Source organism: Actinoallomurus purpureus, assembly GCF_024055795.1.
GTDB classification, from domain to species: domain Bacteria; phylum Actinomycetota; class Actinomycetes; order Streptosporangiales; family Streptosporangiaceae; genus Actinoallomurus; species Actinoallomurus purpureus.
In genome coordinates, this window is the sequence record NZ_JAMXMY010000008.1 from 62533 (window position 1) to 82123 (window position 19591).

Here is a 19591-nt window from a genome sequence, read left to right on the forward strand (position 1 = left end):
CTTCGATGGAGACTCCGGATGACGCAGACGACGGTGGACGCGCCGGCCAAGGATCGAGCCCGGATCCCGGCGCGCACCCTACGCACGGACCGCTATTGGACCAGCCCCCTGACCACGTTCATCGTGTTCACGGCGTGGGTGATCTACGCGACCGTACGCTCGATGATGGGCAGCAGTTTCTGGGTTGAGAAGTACCACTACCTGACGCCGTTCTACTCGCCGTGCGTCAGCAAGGCGTGCCCGGCCGGGGCCGCGGACTTCGGCAGGTTCGTCCCCGACCACCTGCCGTTCTTCATCCCGTACGCCCTGATCTCCCTGCCGTTCCTGCTCGGGTTCCGGCTGACGTGCTACTACTACCGCAAGTCGTACTACCGGGCGTTCTGGCTCACCCCGTCGGCGTGCGCGGTCCCGGACAAGAGCCCCGCCCGCAAGACGCCCGGCGCCTACTCCGGCGAGACGCGGTTGCCGCTCATCCTGCAGAACGCCCACCGCTACTTCTGGGTGGTCGCGGCCCTCATCTCCCTCGTCAACACGTGGGACGCGATCAACGCCTTCCACGGCAAGGACGGCGGCTTCGGCATCGGGCTGGGCACCATCATCCTGTGGGTCAACGTGATCATGCTGTGGGGCTACACCCTGTCCTGCCACTCGTGCCGGCACGTCATGGGCGGGCGCCTGAAGAGCTTCTCCAAGCACCCCGTCCGCTACTGGCTCTGGACGCAGATCAGCAAGCTGAACGCCCGGCACGGGCAGTTCGCGCTGATCACGCTCGGCACTCTCGCGCTGGCCGACGCGTACGTCGCACTCGTCGCGCACGGCTCATTCTCCGACCTGCGGATCTTCAACTAAGGACGACCACAAGTGACTGACATTGAGAGGCTGCAGTACGACGTCGTCGTCATCGGCGCCGGCGGCGCCGGACTGCGCGCCGCGATCGAGGCGCGGCTGCAGGGCAAGAAGACCGCGATCATCTCCAAGTCGCTCTTCGGCAAGGCCCACACGGTCATGGCCGAGGGCGGTGCCGCGGCGGCCATGGGCAACGCCAACCCGAATGACAACTGGCAGGTCCACTACCGCGACACCATGCGCGGCGGGAAGTTCCTCAACAACTGGCGCATGGCCGAGCTGCACGCCAAGGAGGCCCCCGAGCGCATCTGGGAGCTGGAGGCCTGGGGCGCGCTGTTCGACCGCACCAAGGACGGCAAGATCAGCCAGCGCAACTTCGGCGGGCACGAGTACCCGCGCCTCGCGCACGTCGGCGACCGCACCGGCCTGGAGCTGATCCGCACCTGCCAGCAGAAGATCGTCGCTCTCCAGCAGGAGGACCACAAGGAGTTCGGCGACTACGACGCGCGGCTGCGGGTCTTCGCCGAGACGACGGTCACCCGGCTCCTCAAGGACGAGCAGGGCAGGATCTGCGGAGCGTTCGGCTACATCCGCGAGACCGGAAAGTTCGTGGTCTTCGAGGCGCCCGCCGTGGTGCTCGCCACCGGCGGCATCGGCAAGTCCTTCAAGGTGACCTCCAACTCCTGGGAGTACACCGGGGACGGCCACGCGCTCGCACTGCTGGCCGGCGCGTCGCTGATCAACATGGAGTTCGTGCAGTTCCACCCGACCGGCATGGTCTGGCCGCCGTCGGTCAAGGGCATCCTCGTCACCGAGTCCGTACGCGGCGACGGCGGCGTGCTGAAGAACTCCGACGACAAGCGCTTCATGTTCGAGTACATCCCCGAGGTGTTCAAGGACAAGTACGCGACGACGGAGGAAGAGGCCGACGGCTGGTACGAGGACCCGGACAACAACCGGCGCCCACCCGAGCTGCTGCCCCGTGACGAGGTCGCCCGCGCGATCAACTCCGAGGTCAAGGCCGGCCGCGGATCACCGCACGGCGGCGTCTTCCTCGACATCGCCTCCCGCCTCAAGCCCGAGCAGATCATCAAGCGGCTGCCGTCGATGCACCACCAGTTCAAGGAGCTGGCCGACGTCGACATCACGGCCGAGCCCATGGAGGTCGGCCCGACCTGCCACTACGTCATGGGCGGCGTCGAGGTCGACCCCGACACCGCCGCCGCGCTCGTCCCGGGCCTGTTCGCCGCCGGCGAGGTCTCCGGCGGCATGCACGGGTCCAACCGCCTCGGCGGTAACTCCCTGTCCGACCTGCTGGTCTTCGGACGCCGGGCCGGACTGGGCGCCTCGGAGTACGCCTCCGCCACCACCGTGTCGGTGCCGGAGTCGGAGATCGAGGCGGCGATGGCCGAGGCCCTCGAGCCGTACGAGCGCGAGGCCGGGGAGAACCCCTACACGGTGCACCAGGAGCTCCAGCAGACGATGAACGACCTCGTCGGCATCATCCGCCGCGAGGACGAGCTGGAGCAGGCCATCGAGGCCCTCGGCAAGCTCCGCGAGCGCGTCCAGAACGTCGCGGTCGCACCCTCGGCCGGCGCGTCGCCCAAGGAGGGCCAGGGCCCCGCCTACCATCCCGGCTGGCACCTCGCCCTGGACCTGCGCAACATGATGATCGTCTCGGAGTGCGTCGCGCGCGCCGCCCTCGAACGCCAGGAGAGCCGCGGCGGCCACACCCGCGACGACTACCCGAAGATGTCCGCCGACTGGCGCAAGGTCAACCTGGTCTGCCGGGTCCGCGACGGCGTCGTCGAGCTCAAGCGCCAGGACATGGAGCCGATGCGGGAGGACCTGCTCTCGCTCTTCGAACTCGACGAGCTGCAGAAGTACCTGACCGAGGGCGAGCTCCCCGCTGAGGAGAAGAACTGAGATGGGCTACAAGGCGAAGTTCCGGGTCTGGCGCGGCGACGCGGGTGAAGGCGAGCTCAAGGACTACACGGTCGAGGTCAACGAGGGCGAGGTCGTCCTCGACGTCATCCACCGGCTGCAGGCCACCGAGGCGCAGGACCTGGCCGTCCGCTGGAACTGCAAGGCCGGCAAGTGCGGCTCCTGTTCCGCCGAGATCAACGGCAGGCCGCGGCTGATGTGCATGACGCGGATGTCGACGTTCGCCGAGGACGAGACCGTCACGGTCACGCCGATGCGCACGTTCCCGGTCATCCGCGACCTGGTCACCGACGTCTCCTACAACTACGAGAAGGCGCGGGAGGTCCCGTCCTTCGACGGCGGCGACGTCAAGCCCGGCGAGTTCCGCATGCAGCAGGTGGACGTCGAGCGCTCGCAGGAGTTCCGCAAGTGCATCGAATGCTTCCTGTGCAACAACACCTGCCACGTCATCCGCGACCATGAGGAGAACAAGGAGCACTTCTCCGGTCCGCGCTTCCTCATGCGGGTCGCCGAGCTGGAGATGCACCCGGCCGACGTGGCCGACCGCCGGCAGATCGCCCAGGACGAGTTCGGGCTCGGCTACTGCAACATCACCAAGTGCTGCACCGAGGTCTGCCCCGAGCACATCAAGATCACCGACAACGCGCTCATCCCCATGAAGGAGCGCGTCGTGGGCCGCCGCTACGACCCGCTGGTCTGGCTCGGCTCCAAGATCGGCATCGTGAAGCGCGACAAGGAGACCCCCAAGGCCTGACCGGCCGGCCCGCGCGGCGTCCCGGCGAGTCGCCGGGACGCCGCGCGTGCCGCTCGCCGCGGCCGCCGGTCGGTGGCTCGGGCGTTGGCGCGCCGCCACGCCGAGGCCGCGTCGCCGCGTGATCGACGGTCACAGCCGCCGACCCGTGTCCCGCTCCGGCGAAGCGGACAAACAGGATCAGCACGGCCTGGTCATGTGAACTGAGACCCGCGGCGCTCTAACCTGTGACGGGTGGAAGCCGAGGAGACAGAGATGTCCAACGCCCCCGACGATCCCGGACACCGTCCCCCACCCCCCCGCCAGGGCGACCCCCAGCCGTATCAGGGCGATCCTCAGCCGTATCGCGACGATTCACAGCCCTATCAGGGCGACCCAGGCCCGTATCAAGGTGGGCAGCCGCCGTACAGCGGATACCCCCCGCCGCCGAACCAGCCCCCGCCTCCGGCCAGCCCCTGGCAGGGCCCGCCCCCCGGCTACGGCCCCCCTCCGCACGCCCCCCAGGGATCACCGGGCTACCCACCCCGCCCCGCTGGCAAGGGCTTCTTCGGCGCGATCTTCGACATGAACTTCGACCACATGATCACGGTCAAGCTCGCCCGAGTGATCTACGTCGTCTTCCTGCTACTGATCAGCTTCTTCTCTCTGATCATCCTGTGGTATGGGTACTCGATCTTCCAGTGGAACGCATTGCTGGGACTCATGGTCAGCTTCGCTGCGCCACTGACCTGGATCTTCTACGTCCTGGTCCTCCGTGTCTCCATGGAATTCGTGATCAACCAGTTCAAGATCACCGAGCACCTGAAGGCGATACGCGAGCGGGGAGATCTGCGCTGATCACTGTGGCCCGCCAAGGCCAGGGCGTTAGGCTCTCGGAAGCACCTACTGACGTGGCGAGGGACAGGTAGTGGCGGACATCGAAGGGCCGTCCGAGACACGGCGCGAGGAGTTCGGGACGCGTCGGGACACAGCACCATCCCAACATGACGCGCCGGGTGCCACCCGTCGGGACGGCGGCTCGCCCGGGCCCTCCCTCGTCCGGCTCCCCGCCGACCTCGGCGACCGCCTCTCGGTACTAGGTGAGCTCCCCGCGCAGGGCGCGGAATCCGACCTGTTGCACGTCCGGGACCACGCGGGCACGGAGCTCGTCGTCAAGATCTTCCGGCGCGGCTTCACCGCCGACCGCTCGGTGTGGCAGAAACTGCCGACGCTCGACTCCCCGCATGTCGTGCGCATCCTCGAGACGGGACACGCCGAGGGACGCGACTACGAGGTCATCGAGTACGTTCCGGCGGGTAACCTGCGGGTCCTCGGGGCTCAACTGCCTCCGGCCCTGGTCGCCGAGGTCGTCGCACAGCTCGCGGGCGGGTTGGACCGGCTGCACGCGGCCGGGATCGTGCACCGCGATCTGAAGCCGGAGAACGTCCTGGTCCGCGGCACGACCCCGCTCCGCCTCGCCATCACCGACTTCGGCCTGAGCCGGGTGATCGAGCAGAGTGTGGTCTTCGCCTCGTCGTCGCGCACTCTCGCGTACGCCGCGCCGGAGTCGCTGTCCGGACAGGTCTCCCCCGCCCGTGACTGGTGGTCACTCGGCATCATCGCGCGGGAGCTGTTGACCGGCCGTACCCCGTTCGCGGGCATGAGCGAGACCGCGGTCGTCGACCATCTCGCGACCCGCACGATCGACTGCGACGACATCGCCGACCCTCGGATGCGTCTGCTCTGCCAGGGCCTGCTGACCCGTGACCCGCGTAAACGATGGAGCGGTGACGAGGTCGGGCAGTGGCTCGGCGGGGAGAATCCCGCGGTGGCCACGCCGGCGCCTCCCAGCGCGTCACCGCTCTCCGCAGGCGCCTCTTCGGGCGCGCTGGCCTTCGGCGGCCGGACGTACACCGACCGAAGTGAACTCGCGCGCGCGTTGATGGCCGACTGGGAGCCCGCGGCCCGCTACTTCTTCGGGACGATGTACACCCCTGTCGGTCCGAGCGAGGCGTGGCAGGCACTACGCGGCTGGCTGAACGGCTTCGGCGACGATTCAGAAAGCCGCATCCGCCTCATCGACGAACACCTGACCGGCGACCGTCCACCCGACGTCAAACTGCTGTACCTGCTGCGCTGGCTGGATCCGACCCTCGACCCGCACTTCCTCGGGCTGCGCCTGCTCCCCGAAGACCTCCCCGTCCTGGCTGCCATCGTCGACGACGAGCACCATCCCGACCACCACACGGCGGCGCGCGCGGCGCGGGCCCTCTGGGAGCATCGGCTGCTGCCCGTCCTGGCGGGTTTCTCCGGAACCGACGAACTGACCGCGATCGACCACCGCTGGCAGGGACTGGTGACGTCCTGGAACCGGCAGGCCGAATGGCTGCGTTCCCAGCTGCCCCGATCGGCGAACCGCCTGTCCGACGCGGGCGCCGCCGGCCTGGACGAGCCCCCCGTCATCTTGGTCACGCTGCTCGCGCTCGCGGGACACCCCGACGAGGCCCAGCGATCACTGGCCGTGGCAGCCGATCGTGCCCGCGACTCGGTACGGGAACCGGTTCCCTGGTTCGCCTGGCTCTCCGATCAGGCCGGGGACGATCTCCTCCGACTGTTCGCAGTGATCCGTACGGCCCCGGACGCGGTGCTCGAGGTCGAGGCGACGGCTCGCCGACACTACGAGGCCGAACAACGATCCGCCGAGGGTCGTGGGCACTGGGAAGAACGGGAGCGGCACCGGCTGTCAGGACGCCGGGCGGCCATGATCCGCGCCGTGCTGTGGACCCTCCCGCTGGCGGTCCTCTGGATCGGCGGCGGTCGGGTGATCCTGAGCATCGTCCGGCTGGCCTCTTCGGAGCGGGGCGGTCAGGCCGTCGACACCTCCGCCTTCACTCTGCCGTTCCTGCTGATCGGCGCCATCGCCTGGGTGGTCGACACCGGGTCCGAGGTCTTCCTCGCTTCCAAGCTGGGCGCCGACTACATGAGTTCCACGCCATGGTCACCACTGGCGAAGATCTTCGGTTCGACGAGCCGGGCGTTGTCCGGAGCTTCTCAGGCGGTATCACGGAGGAGTCGAAGAACCGGCAACCGGGGGTGCGGAGTCGCGGTTCTTCTCTGCGTCCTGCCTCTCCTCATGCTTCTCATTCTGATCCCCGCATTGGTCGCCGTCTCGTGGCTGCTCTGGCTGGCGGTGCTGGTCATGGTGCCGCTTGCACACATCGTCGTGACGGCCGTGCGGATGCAGCGGTGGCGACAAGCGCATGAAACGGCCCGGGAGCAGGCTGTGGGAGGACGACTGTGAGCAGTGGTGTGGAAGCGGACATCGCCCTTGACGCGGCCGTGATCGCCTCTCTAGGGCTCGTCCGCGTGATGGGTGGTGCCGCCGGATTGGCGGCAGCCGGCGCGGGGGCGCTCGCCGCCCTGGCCGAGGGGCGTGCCGAGGCGCAGGCACAACGGCTTCAGGAGGCCCAGGAGTTGGAGAAGACGGTCGGTGAGGCGCTGGACCGCACCGCTCGTATCGCCGCGCTCGCGCAATCCGCTCGCCACCACGGCCTGGCCGTCGGCCTGCCGACCCCGATCGAGCTCGCCGGCCGGTCCGCCGATGAACTCGCCGCCTGGATCATCCAGGCGGACGCACAGATCGCGCCCGCCGAGGAGTCACTGGCGACGGCGATCGCCGAAGCGGCCACCGGACGCATCTTCGACGCCGCTTCGACGCCGCTCAAGGCCAGGCCGCAGGAAGGCCGATCGTCCGCCGTGCCTCGCCCGCCGACCTCCCCTGATGACCTGACCCGCGTTCTCAAGCGGCTGGCACCGGACGCCGCCGGCGATGATCGGCGGTCCGTCACGGAGGCAGCCGAACAGGTCGTGCACGCGCCGACGGCGTCGGAGGCCGAAGGGCGGCTCACCGAGGTTCGGATCCGTATCCAGGACGCCAACGAACGAGCCCGCGAGCGCCGTGACGGCAGGGCCGCCGCACTGCGATTCCTGCGGGAACTGGAGGCCCACCCCGCCGCGGAGTCCGTACGGCCACGGCTCGGCGAGGTCGCCGACGGAACACGTCCCTTCGATGAGGCGCTGCGTGCCGAGGCCGCCCGTCTCGTCGAGGACGCGCAACGGCAGGCCGAACATCGCTACGTGACCGAGGTCCTGCGTGAGACGTTCGGCGCGTTGGGATACGAGGTCGGCGACGGCTTCGAGACGCTGACCGCTCAGGACGGTGAAGCGGTGCTGACGCGAGGCGACTGGCCACAGCACGCCGTCAAGGTCCGCGTCGACGACGCCCGCCAGGTGCGGATGGCGTTGCTGCGTACCGAACCGGCGGAGAGCGACGAGCAGCGTCGTCTCGACGTCGAGCGGGAGGAGCAGTGGTGCGCCTCCTTCGACGCGGCTCGGGAACGCCTCAGCGAGGCGGGCGTCCACGCCGACGTACGGTGGCGGGTCGAGCCGGGTACGCAGCGTCTCCCGGTCGCACAGCGACAGCGATCACGTCGCCAGCAGGACGAACAGCGCCGGGAACTCGGCAGGTGAAGCCCCGGGGTGGACGTCGTTCCACCCCGGTACCGGCCGTGCTCTGCCGGTCATTCGACGGGCACCGTCGTGGCGCCGCCGGTCCGGGGAGCCCGGGCTCAGGCCTGGCCGCGCTTGGCGCGGGCGCGGGTGCGCTCGCGTTCCTTAGAATCGAGGATGACCTTGCGCAGCCGAATGGCGGCGGGGGTCAGTTCGACGCACTCGTCGTCGGCGACGAACTCCAGTGCCGCCTCCAGGCTGAGGACGCGGGGCGGGGTGAGCCGCTCGAACGTCTCCGCCGTCGAGGACCGGATGTTCGTCTTCTGCTTCTCCTTGGTGATGTTGACGTCCATGTCGTCGGCGCGGGAGTTCTCTCCGACGATCATGCCCTCGTACACCTCGGCGCCGGGCTCGAGGAAGAGCGAACCACGCTCCTGCAGGTTGAACATCGCGTAGGCGGTCGCGGCACCGACTCGGTCGGAGACCAGCGAGCCCGTCGGCCGGGTACGCAGCTCACCGAACCAGGGCTCGTAGCCCTCGAAGACCTGATGCGCGATGCCCGTACCGCGCGTCTCGGTGAGGAACTCGGTGCGGAATCCGATCAGTCCACGGGCCGGGACCACGAACTCCATCCGGATCCATCCCGTGCCGTGATTGGTCATCTGCTCCATGCGGCCCTTGCGGACGGCGAGCAGCTGGGTGATCGCGCCGAGGTACTCCTCGGGTGCGTCGACGGTGAGGCGCTCGACGGGCTCGTGCAGCTTCCCATCGATCTCCTTGGTGACCACCCGCGGCTTGCCGATGGTGAGCTCGTAGCCCTCCCGGCGCATGGTCTCGACGAGGATGGCCAGTGCCAGCTCGCCACGCCCCTGAACCTCCCAGGAGTCCGGCCGGTCGGTCGGCAGCACCCGGATGGACACGTTACCGATCAGCTCGCGGTCCAGCCGGTCCTTCACCAGCCGGGCGGTGACCTTGGTGCCCTTCTCACGGCCCGCCAGCGGGCCGGTGTTCGTGCCGAGGGTCATCGAGATGGCCGGCTCGTCGACCGTGATGAACGGCAGCGGGCGCGGGTCGTCCGGATCGGCGAGGGTGTCACCGATCATGATGTCCGGGATGCCGGCGATGGCGATGATGTCGCCCGGGCCGGCCTGCTCGGCCGCCTTGCGCTCCAGGGCCTCCGTCATCAGCAGCTCGGTGATCTTGACGCGCTCGATGGTGCCGTCGTGCTTGCACCAGGCGACCTGCTGCCCCTTCTTGATCACTCCGGCGTGCACCCGGCAGAGCGCGATACGGCCGAGGTAGGAGCTGGCGTCGAGGTTGGTCACGTGCGCCTGCAGCGGCGTGTTCGGGTCGTACGCCGGCGCGGGAATGGTCCCCCGGATGACCTCGAACAGTGGTTCGAGATCCTCGGCGTCCGGCAGGCCGCCGTCCTCCGGCTTGTTGAGGCTGGCCCGCCCAGCCTTCGCCGAGGCGTACACGATCGGGAAGTCGATCTGGTCCTCGGAGGCGTCGAGGTCCATGAACAGCTCGTACGTCTCGTCGACCACCTCGGCGATACGCGCGTCCGGCCGGTCGACCTTGTTGACGACGAGGATGACGGGAAGCTTGGCCGAGAGCGCCTTGCGCAGGACGAACCGGGTCTGCGGAAGCGGTCCCTCGGAGGCGTCGACGAGGAGCACGACGCCGTCGACCATGGACAGGCCCCGCTCGACCTCGCCACCGAAGTCGGCGTGTCCGGGGGTGTCGATGATGTTGATCGTCATGCCGCCGTGCAGCACGGCGGTGTTCTTCGCGAGAATGGTGATGCCCTTCTCGCGTTCGAGATCGTTCGAGTCCATGACCCGCTCGTCGACGTCCTGGTTCTCACGGAACGCACCGGACTGCCAGAGCATGGCGTCAACGAGCGTCGTCTTGCCGTGGTCGACGTGAGCGACGATTGCGACGTTACGGAGATCGTCCCGAGTGGCGATGGGCATACGTGCGGGTCTCGCTTCGTGGTGTTGGAGTCGCCGCGGGATCCGCGCGGCGACTTCATTCTACTTGGCCCGCCGAGGCCACCGATCGTCTTGCGATTCGCCGCCGGGCGGACGCGGAACCGGCCACCAGAAGCATCCACCGTCATGGCAACCGAACGTGGCGGTGCGGCGTCGAATCTTGGGTGGGACGTCTCGATCCTGGCCGGAGCATTCAACGAGGCGTCCCGCCCTGTCGATCTTGTGCCTCGGGTGACGGCGCCCCATGATGTGCCCTCCATGGCACCGAGGAGCGCACGTTGAGCCACTGGACACTCCCGGGTTATACGGAACTGCGTGAGCTCGGTTCGGGCGGTTTCGGACGAGTCGTGATGGCACGCCACGACGTGTCCGGGGGCATCGTGGCCATCAAGTACCTGTTCACCCAGCGGCTCGGCGGGGACGCCTTCCGTGCCTCATTCCGGGACGAGGCCCGTCTCCTCGCGACGCTGGACAGTCCGTACATCACCCGGTTGTACGAGTACGCCGAGGAAGGCGACCACGCGGCGATCGTCATGGAGGCCGTCGACGGCGCATCCCTCCGCGCGGTGCTGGACGCGCACGGCCCGGCCGGGCCGGAGGCGGCTCTGGCCGTGCTCCGGGGCTCCCTGCTCGGGCTCGCCGCCGCGCACGCCGCCTCGGTCGTTCACCGCGACTACAAGCCCGCGAACGTCCTGGTAGGGCAGGACGGCCAGAGCAAGGTCGCCGACTTCGGCATCGCCGTGCGATCGGGGGAGTCAGGCCCGGCCGCCGGCACGCCGTCGTACATGGCACCCGAGCAGTGGGAGGGCGCGCCGGCCGGTCCCGCGACCGATGTCTACGCGGCGGCGTGCGTCTTCTTCGAATGCGTCACCGGCCACCGACCGTACGACGGCGGAGATCAGGCGACCCTGCGGAGTGCGCACCTCACGGCACCGATTCCACTCGAAGAACTCCCCGAGCCGGTGCGGCCGCTGGTCGTGCGCGGGATGGCGAAGGATCCGGCCGATCGGCCGTCGGGAGCGCAGGCCTTCGTGGCCGAACTCGAGGAGGCCGCCAGAGCGGCATACGGGCCTGACTGGGAACGCAACGGCTGGAAGCGCCTTGCCGAGGCCGTCGCGGGACTGGCTGCGTTGGTGCCTTTCGCCCTTCTTCTCGGCACGACGCCGGGCGGGGCCGGAGCGGGCGGCGCCGGAGCGGGCGCCGCGGCGGGGGCGGGCGGCGGCGCCGGTGCGGGAACCGTCGGCGGGACGGGTGGAGCCATCGGCCGTACGGCGGGCAGAACACTGCGCGCCAAGGCCGGCGTCGGCGCGGCCGGCGCGATCGTCGTGGGCGTGGTCGGCACGGTCGCGATGCTGCATCAGGGCAAGGGCCATGAGAAGCCCACCGCGCCGGTGGCCGCGCGGAAGCCGTTCACGATCTCGTATGGCTCGCTGGACCGGACGTTCACGCACCCGGCGCTCACCGTCGAAGGCAGGTATGTCCGCATCGGCGGATTGCGGGATCCAGCCGTCGAACAGGTGGTCAACCAGGCCCTGCGGCTGCCCCTCGATCAGCAGGTGAAGCGGTACGAGCACGCGCGCCAGGCGGGCAGTTCGGCTTCAGGCCACCCCCAGGTCACCACAGCGATCGACGTCAGGCTGCGCGGGCCTCGACTGCTGTCGGCCCGGTACCGGTTCATCCCTCACCAGGCGCCCCTCACCGCGTTCGACTGGGGAGGCACGCGGGCGGTCACCGTCGACCTGGCCACCGGTCTGCGCCTGAGAGCTCGCGACATCCTCCGAGACGTCGCCTTCACCCGATCCGGCCTGAAGGATCTCGAACGTCGGATCGGCCGAGCAGCACCCGGCGGGGCGCTTTGCGGCGGGGAGCAGAAGATCAACTCGATGGTTCTCAGCCCCTCCACTATCGACACCGATGACAAGGAGAAGCGTGCGCTGGACCTGATGCCGACGAAGGAGGGGATGGAGTTCGACGTCGTGCCGCCCTTGCTGGGCTACGTCTGGGCGTGCGCCGAGACCCTGGTCACGGTCCCGTACGACAGGATCTCCGACCTCGTCCGGCCGGAGATCCTCGCGCTCACCCGGACGTCGGCCGGGTCGGCCGCGTCGCCCTCACCAACGCCGTCATGAATCCGCGGTCAGGTGCCGCTCGATGGTTTCGACTTTGCTCGTGAGTCCGTCGGCGACTCCCTCGCGGATGTCGGCCTTCAGGACGAGGCTGACCCTCGGGCTGCGGGCGGCGACCGCGTCAACCGCACGCTTCACGACGTCCATCACCTCGTCCCACTCGCCCTCCACACTCGTGAACATCGCGTCCGTGCGGTTGGGCAGCCCGCTCTCCCGGACGACGCGCACCGCTTCGGCGACGTGCTGCCCCACTGACTCGCCGACGCCGAGAGGGGTGACCGAGAAAGCAACGATCATCAAGACTCCTTCAGATGCTCGTGTACGGCTTCGACGACGGGTAGGTCGGCCGGCAACCACGGTACGTCGAACAGTTCGGCCCCGGTCAGCCAGCGCAGCGCGGAGTGCTCCCGGGCCTCCGGCTCGCCGCCCACGATCGTGGCCGTCCATACCCGCATCACCATTCCATTGTGGAGCGGGCAGTCCTGGCCGACACGGCCGCCGACCGACACGTCGATCCCCAGCTCTTCGCGGCATTCGCGGACGAGCGCGTCCTGTTCCGTCTCTCCGGCCTCGACCTTGCCACCGGGGAACTCCCAGCCGCCGGCCAGTTCGGGCGGCTCGGCGCGCTGCGCCGCCAGGAGCCGTCCCCTGTCGATGATCGCCGCCCCCACCACCAGAGGCGGTACCGGTCTGGTCTGCACTCAGCGCTTCTCCGTCGGACCGTTGTGGCCGTTGTGGGCGGTCGGGCGGGTGAAGCCGACGGGACCGCCGTTGGGGAAGGTCTTGTAGTTCTGGTACTTGACGACGTCACCCGTGTGCGGGGCGACGATCATGATCCCCTTCTGCGGGTTGTACACGATACCCACATGCCCAGGACCCGAATGGCCGGGGAAGTAGTCGAAGTAGACGAGATCGCCGGGTTGCTCCTGCCCCTTCTTGATCTCCGCACCCCACCAGTATTGAACATCCGACGTGCGTGGGATGTTGACGCCGACGGTCTTGTAGGCCGCCATCGTCAGCCCGGAACAGTCGAAACTGCTAGGGCCTTCGGCGCCGAAGATATACGGCTTGCCGATCTGTGCTTTGGCGAAATTGATGACCTTCGCCGCGACCTCGTTCGGCGCGACGGGGGCCCCGTTCACGTCCGCGCACTTGGGTCCGCTGGCCTGAACAACGTCGAAGTTCCCTGAAGCGTACTTCTTCGCCCAGGAAAGCACGTTGTTGACGTAGGACACGAGGTGGTTGTAGGCGAAGATGGCGTCACGAATCCGATCCGGCGCGCCGCTGGCCTTCAGGTAGCGAGCGGCGGCGGGAATGGCGTCGGCCGGATCGTAGCGGTCTTTCTTGTTGTCGCCGTCGCCGTCCACCCCGTACGTGGCCCAGGTGCCGGGTATGAACTGCATCGGCCCGCCGGCGTGTGCGTAGTTCTCACCGCTGAGAACACCGGGCGCCTTCAGTTGACCATGATGGGTCTCGACGTACCCGACGCCCGCCAGGACGTTCCACGGGATCCCGTACTGCTGCCCCGCCTTCTTGTAGAGAGCGAGATAGTTGGACGGGATGCTGCTCGCGTCGCCGGACTGCTGCGGCTGGGACGCCGCCCCAGAGGTGTCCGTGCAGTTTCCGCCGCGACTGGCGTTCTGATAAAGGCTGTTCGCTCCGAAGAACAGAGGAATGGACACCAGACTCATGAAGAAAATCGCCGCGGCGCCTCCGGCGATGATGATCGGCAGGCGGACCAGGCCTTGATCCGATCGCGTGAAATGCTGAAGAGAGATAATGCGACGGCGATCGTTCCGTCCCCCCAAGCCGACGCCGAGCCGCAGGTGCCGGCGAAGCTTCATCTCTTTCCCTTCACTTGTCCCCCACATTGGCCGGCTGGAAGGCGTAGACGACCCAGCCTCCACCGGACCTCGTCACCGTGACGGCGTACTGCTGGCTGGTGTCGCTGGAGCTTCCTCCCTTGCTGATGTGCTGAGTTCCGGTGACCAGGAAGATGAACTGGTCCTTCTCCATGTCACGGAGGGAGTCCAGATGCGCGTCGGAGGTCGAGACCTCCTTGTCCTGCTTCCGCTGATCGAGGACACCCGGCGCCGACGAGTCGCGCTGCAACTGGGCCGCGAGATCAGTGGTCACCATGCCTTGCATCCGCCCGAGATAGGCGCTCGGCTGTTCGTCGTACCGGTAGGTGCCGTAGGCGATGGTGAAACGACGTGCCACGTCCGCCGCCGCGCTGAAGTCCTTCTGCGTGAACGGCAGGAGTGAGTAGATGTCGTACGAACCCCCGCTCGGCGGAGGACCTGTCGTTCCGGGCGCGGTCGCCGACGGCACGGAGGGCGACGGGGAGGCCGCTTCACCGCGCTGAGCCGAACTCTTGTGTTTGCCGCTCCCCGTCCCGATGGTCAGGATGACCCCCGCCGCGGCGAGGAGCACCACCAGCGCGGCGAACAGGATCTTACGCTGGCGATCGGTCAGGTCCATCGGCCCCTCATTGTTCCTCGCCGTCCTCACGCTTCACCGGCCGCAGCCAGAACGGCATCGACGGACCGTCTTCCCGCGACCGGCCCGACCACAGTGGCGGCGGCGCCTTGCCCTCGGAACGGACCTCCTCTTGCCGCTTGGCCGTGGACGCGGGGTCACGTCTCCCTCCCGACGCTCCTCCGCGCGCCGGGGGAGTCTGCGGCCGGCCGCCCGAGCCGCCAGAATCAGGTCGCGGAGTCGTACGACCGCCGGCCCCGCCGCCGAACCAGCTCCGGCCGCCCCCGGCACCGCCGCCCGTCGCCGCGCCGCCCTTGTCACCGCCGCCGACCGGGCCACGCCCTCCGTTCTCGCCCCCGCCTGCCGGCCTGCCCGGTGGCGTGCGGGTGCCGGAGCCCTGGCCCGCGCCGGTCTTTCCGGCAGCACCCCAACTCGGAGCGGTGGGCGCGGAGGGCGGACGCGTGCCGCTTCCGGCGGCACTCGGGCGACGTTCCTCGCGGGAGGAGGAATCGAGAGGCGGACGAGGAGCCGGCGGACGGGCCGTTACCGATCCGGACGGACGCGAGCCCCACAGGCCGCCGCCGTTCGCCCTCGCCGCAGGCGGCGCCGCCGCGGCCTGCGCGCGAGGGGAAAGATTCAGTGGCGGGGCACTGCCTCTCGCCGCACCGGCGGCCTTCGCCGCGAGTTGCGCGGCACGGCCGCGCCGGTCGGACGCGCCGACCACCTCGCGGCCGGCCGTGTCAAGGTCGGGCGACTCGTCACCCCTGAGGGTGGGGGCACCGGCCGGGTTCCCGGAGTCACGCTTGCCCCAGCGACCGAGCCGGTAACCGGCGGCCCCCGGGACGGCCGCGGTCGCGATCGCGGTGGTCCGCTTCCTCGTCTCCCGGATCGCCTCTTCGACCTGCTGTTCACCCTTGCGGGAGCCGACGGCCGAGTACCCGACCGCGGCGAACAGGTGCTGGAACGGTTTCCGGTAGACGAATGCCGCGAGTGTGACCAGGGAGATGAGCAGGATCTGCAGGCCCCACGGCAGGCTCTCGGCCATGACCAACCCGTAGCACCACAGCAACAGCGCGAGCACGCCGATGAGGGCCGCCTGCTTCAGCAGAGTCGACAGGAGCAGCTCGAACCAGCGCACCGCGATGACCCGGCCGATGCCGGGATGGATACCGATGCCCAGGAAGATCGGCCCCGCGACGAGAAGGAGCAGAAACGAGATTTTCAAGATCACCAACATGACCGAGACGACCAGAACCAACAACCCGGCGACCAGCGCCGCGAGGAGGGCTCCGAATCCCACTGCGAGGCGCGACTGCCAGTCCTTCCCCTGGAAGAGGGAGTAGACCCCGGGGTAGTTATCCTTGATGTTCTTCGTGACACCTTTATAACTATCGGCCTTTTTGCCGAGATCCACCTTTTTTCCGCTGGTGGTCTCAGAAAGTTCCACGGCCTGAGAAGCCAGGAGTGTGGCCGCGTTCTCTTGGACGATCTTACTCTTCGGATCGTCGCTGCCGAACTCGCCCATCAACCACGGCTTGCAGACAAGCGTCACCCAGAGTCCGTTGGCATTGCGGGTCACCGCGTCGTTCGACACCGGCTGTGGCGCTTTTCCGGCCGCCTTCGGCGGGATGCAGGCCGTGGAATTGGCGTCGCTCTGCGGAAGAGCAGCGTTGAAGGCCGCGGTCGCCCCGTTCGAGACCTTCGTTCCCAGCGTCGTGAAGTCACCGGGTCTGCCGATCAGCCAGATCAGTGCGACCATCGCCACGACCATCCAGATGGTGCCCTCCGCGACCCGGCTGGCCCGCCTGCGAATCAGCCCCCACCACGCCAGCCACAGAGCGCCGAGGATGACGACCCAGGACCAGTACTTGGCCCCGAACGTGTTGCCCATTCCCCGGATGACGCCGTCGACGGTCTTCTTCAGCCACCCGAGGAGGGACTCGGACGCCGCCGCCTGGTAGATCGTGATGGTCGTCCGGTCGATCGCCTGCGCGAACACGAAGACGGTGTTCGCGATGTTGTTCCCGATCATGGCCGGCATGTCGGAGCAGCCCATGTCCACCGCGTGCCACGACTGACCGCGCGTTCCGTACCGGTCGTAGTACGTGAGCTGCTCGGGCGCGGCCTTCTTCATCTCCGTGCTCGGATAGTTCGGCGGTTTGACCATACCGTCGATTCCCGAACCGTACTGCTCCGGAGCCGGGTGGTCGGCGGGCGCGCAGGCGTCGTTCGGGTTCGAACCCGGTGCCGTGGGAATGGGGTCGGCGCTGGCGATGCCCAGGGGACTCAGGACCAGCAGAGCCATGAGCATAAGAATGAGAAGCGACCGGCGCTTCCCCCGTGGTCTGCCGTTCGCCGCTGTTCGTCGTCGGCGGACGCCTGACACCCTCATCGGGGGACCTCCTGGGTGACCTCTGTAGCGGGGCCGCGGGGGGCGGTGGAGGGACGGGATGGTCGCTCGTTCCCACTATGCGCGCCCGAGGGCTCGTCCGCACTGATTTCGCCGGGCTTGGAGCGTGTCGGGTTGGTGTCGAGCCAGCGGAGCAGTTCCTCGGAGACCAGGTCGACGCCGATGCGGCCGGCCCGGCCGTCGAGGTCGCGGAAGATGCACTCGCCGTTGCCGAGGTTGCGCAGCACGGCGCGGTGCTCGTCGGAGTTCTCGACGCCGAGGAGGGCCATCACGTTGCCGACCTCGTTCCGCTCGGTCGAGCGGAACGAGTAGACGGACGACAGGCAGTTCGTCACCTGTTCGTTCAGGAGGTCGCCGGCGTTCTGCGAGACGAGGATCAGGGCGGTGTTTCGGGAGCGGCCCATCCGGGAGACCTCGGGGATCAGCTTGGCGCCCTCGGGTGTCTGGGTGATCGCCCAGGCCTCGTCGAGGAAGATCGCCTTCGGGAGGTGACGGTCGAGGCCGTGCATCAGGCGGCGGGCGAACTGCGAGACGAGGTACATCAGGGCGACCGAGAGCCGTTGCTCGTAGGAGTAGTCCTCACGGTTGATGGCGACGTCCGGCAGGGTGAGGCCGCCGAGCGTGAAGACCGTGGTCCAGCCGGCCGTGTCGATCCGCTCGCCGCCGGAGGGGTCGAAGCACAGCCGCGCGAGACGCATCTCCGACATCGAGCGGAGCACCGCGCCGAGGTTCTTCGACGCCGGGTCGTCCGACGCGTCCAGGTAATCGACGACCTTGCCGAGCGAAGGCTGCGGCTGGTTGGCGACCGCGCCGACCGCCTGGATCATGGCGGACTCGCGCTCCTCGGACATGCGGGGCAGCAGCAGGCGGAGCGTCTCCGTGGCCATGGTCTTCTTGGCCGCGAGGTCGTCGCCGAAGCTGAAGGGGTCGAGGAGACCGGGGGCGGCCGACCCCAGCGGCAGGACGCGGGCGCGGCGCCCGCGTCGGCGCAGGAGGTCGACGAGGGACTCCGCGTCGCCCTTCGGGTCGATCGCGGCGACCGTCACCCCGCGCAGCGACATCTGGTACAGCAGGAGCAGCGCCAGCGTGGTCTTCCCGCCGCCCGGCTCGCCGGTGATCGCGACGGCGGTGGGGCGGTTGCGGGCGGCGGCGACGAGGGGGTCGAAGTGCACGATGGAACGGGCACGGCCGAGGGTCTCCCCGATGTACGGCCCGACCCAGCCGGCGGAGGTGTCGTCCCGCCGGTCCCCCAGGTCGACCGTTGCGGTGGGCATGCCGCCCGCGATCGTCCGCAGCGGCTGGCGCTGGGCGTAGGCGTTGACGCGGATCCGGTCGCCGGGCAGCGATTCGCAGAACAGCGAGAACTGGTCACCGGTCGAGCAGACGATATCGATGCCGAGGTCGCGGTAGTGCTCGACGACCGCGTCGACGCGCTGTTGCAAGAGCTCCTCGGTCGGCGCCGAGACGATGAGCCGGTGCCAGCCGTACACGAAGGGCAGGCGCTCCTTCGTGATGCCGTGCTCGAGCATGCGGGCGGCGTCGATCTGCTCGGCCAGCGCGATGGGGGCCTCCGCCCCCGCCTCCCGGATGTGCTGGTCCATGTCCCGGGCATGCGCGAGCTTCCGGGAGACGTCCTTGGACGCCTTCGCCGGTGGGACGAGCTTCATCCGCGCCGACACCTCCACCGGGAAGGGCAGGGCGTCGGCGAAGTGCATCCACGGCTCGCCGTCCGGGAACGGCATCAGGTCGGGGAAGCGCGCGAACGACAGGTACGCGACGTGGGACGAGCCGTCCGGCTGCTCCATGCGGAGGTTCGATCGGCCGTTGACGATCGTGCCCTCCACGAGGCTCTCGATCTCGCCGGCTCCCCAGGTGCGGCGGGGCGTGGCCGAGGGCGGCGGGTCGGTCAGGGCGCCACTGGCCGCGTGCTGGAAGAGCCAGGCGATCTCGGTGGACGACGCGTGCCGGGCGTACAGGGCGCTGCCGCCGAGGGAACGGCCGAGCCGCTCGGCCTGTTCGGTCCAGCGCGCGATCTCCTTTTCCGGGATCGCGTCGTCGTGCAGCCCGAGGACCTCCTCGCTCCGCTTGTAGAGCCCGAAGAGCTGCCTGAACGCCCCTCCGGACAGCTGGGCGCCCACGCCGCGCTGGCCGAGGCGCACGCCGAGGTAGACCTCCTTGGTCCAGAAGTCCTTCGACCAGACGTGGGCGTACATCTCCTCGAGGTACTCGCGCCAGCCGGGGCCTCCGTCGGAGGTCTCGTCGAGGGCGAGTGCCCATTCGGCCGCCGGATAGGTACGGTGCGCGATCCGCAGGTGGATCTCGGCGTCCTGCATGCGGATGCCGGCCATCGCGATGGTGATGTTGGTGGCGAGCGCCTCGCGCTCTTCGTTCGTCGTGAACTCGTACGAGACGGTCGGCAGCCGGAAGTACGCCCAGGCGGCATTGTCGGTGAGGAGGATGCGATCGTCGAAATACCGTACGGCCAGCCGGCTGCGGGCCTTCGATGCCCTGCTCATCGGTTACTCCTCGTCCTCACTGAACACGATCATGCGCT

At 68.8% G+C, this 19591-nt stretch carries 14 protein-coding genes; 7 read left to right on the top strand and 7 right to left on the bottom strand.

The features are described from left to right. Window positions 1-18: 18 nt before the first annotated feature. The 6 genes from sdhC (at window position 19) to NE236_RS16630 (ending at window position 8050) form a co-directional block, all read left to right on the top strand. Complete coding sequence (gene sdhC / locus NE236_RS16605) at window positions 19-849, top strand: succinate dehydrogenase subunit SdhC (RefSeq protein ID WP_252842888.1); 831 nt, start codon at window positions 19-21, stop codon at window positions 847-849. Window positions 850-861: 12 nt separating this feature from the next. Continuing rightward, the gene (locus tag NE236_RS16610; RefSeq protein WP_252842889.1) at window positions 862-2772 is read left to right on the top strand and encodes a fumarate reductase/succinate dehydrogenase flavoprotein subunit; all 1911 of its coding nucleotides are present in this window, start codon (window positions 862-864) and stop codon (window positions 2770-2772) included. A gap of 1 nt (window position 2773) precedes the next feature. Beyond that, window positions 2774-3544, top strand: a complete 771-nt coding sequence (locus NE236_RS16615) for a succinate dehydrogenase/fumarate reductase iron-sulfur subunit (RefSeq protein ID WP_252842890.1) — start codon at window positions 2774-2776, stop codon at window positions 3542-3544. A 252-nt stretch (window positions 3545-3796) separates the two neighbouring features. After that, complete coding sequence (locus NE236_RS16620) at window positions 3797-4378, top strand: DUF4282 domain-containing protein (RefSeq protein WP_252842891.1); 582 nt, start codon at window positions 3797-3799, stop codon at window positions 4376-4378. Window positions 4379-4448: 70 nt separating this feature from the next. After that, window positions 4449-6821, top strand: a complete 2373-nt coding sequence (locus NE236_RS16625) for a protein kinase domain-containing protein (protein ID WP_252842892.1) — start codon at window positions 4449-4451, stop codon at window positions 6819-6821. Beyond that, complete coding sequence (locus NE236_RS16630) at window positions 6818-8050, top strand: coiled-coil domain-containing protein (RefSeq protein ID WP_252842893.1); 1233 nt, start codon at window positions 6818-6820, stop codon at window positions 8048-8050. Before NE236_RS16625 ends, NE236_RS16630 begins: the two co-directional genes overlap by 4 nt. Before the next feature lie 98 nt (window positions 8051-8148). Here NE236_RS16630 and typA read toward each other — a convergent pair whose 3' ends face one another. After that, window positions 8149-10005, bottom strand: coding sequence for a translational GTPase TypA (gene typA, locus NE236_RS16635; protein WP_252842894.1), 1857 nt, complete (start codon window positions 10003-10005; stop codon window positions 8149-8151). Between the two features lie 296 nt (window positions 10006-10301). Here typA and NE236_RS16640 point away from each other — a divergent pair, with 296 nt between their 5' ends. After that, window positions 10302-12152 (top strand): serine/threonine-protein kinase, encoded by a 1851-nt coding sequence (locus tag NE236_RS16640; RefSeq protein WP_289850495.1) that lies wholly within the window; start codon window positions 10302-10304, stop codon window positions 12150-12152. On the opposite strand, the gene NE236_RS16645 is transcribed toward NE236_RS16640, so the two are convergent. From NE236_RS16645 to NE236_RS16670, 6 genes are all read right to left on the bottom strand, one after another. Further along, a complete protein-coding gene (locus NE236_RS16645; protein ID WP_252842896.1) occupies window positions 12147-12446 on the bottom strand; it encodes an MTH1187 family thiamine-binding protein in 300 nt (99 codons plus the stop codon). The genes NE236_RS16640 and NE236_RS16645 overlap by 6 nt on opposite strands. Further along, complete coding sequence (locus NE236_RS16650) at window positions 12446-12850, bottom strand: (deoxy)nucleoside triphosphate pyrophosphohydrolase (RefSeq protein WP_308209108.1); 405 nt, start codon at window positions 12848-12850, stop codon at window positions 12446-12448. The genes NE236_RS16645 and NE236_RS16650 overlap by 1 nt, the downstream gene beginning before the upstream one ends. Continuing rightward, complete coding sequence (locus NE236_RS16655) at window positions 12851-13993, bottom strand: NlpC/P60 family protein (protein WP_252842897.1); 1143 nt, start codon at window positions 13991-13993, stop codon at window positions 12851-12853. A 10-nt stretch (window positions 13994-14003) separates the two neighbouring features. Continuing rightward, window positions 14004-14630, bottom strand: coding sequence for a hypothetical protein (locus tag NE236_RS16660; protein WP_252842898.1), 627 nt, complete (start codon window positions 14628-14630; stop codon window positions 14004-14006). Window positions 14631-14637: 7 nt separating this feature from the next. Continuing rightward, window positions 14638-16932, bottom strand: coding sequence for a type IV secretion system protein (locus tag NE236_RS43580; RefSeq protein ID WP_289850496.1), 2295 nt, complete (start codon window positions 16930-16932; stop codon window positions 14638-14640). Window positions 16933-17015: 83 nt separating this feature from the next. Continuing rightward, window positions 17016-19553 carry an ATP-binding protein gene (locus NE236_RS16670; RefSeq protein WP_252842899.1) on the bottom strand — a complete coding sequence of 846 codons (2538 nt, stop codon included), beginning with the start codon at window positions 19551-19553 and terminating at the stop codon, window positions 17016-17018. Window positions 19554-19591: the final 38 nt, after the last annotated feature.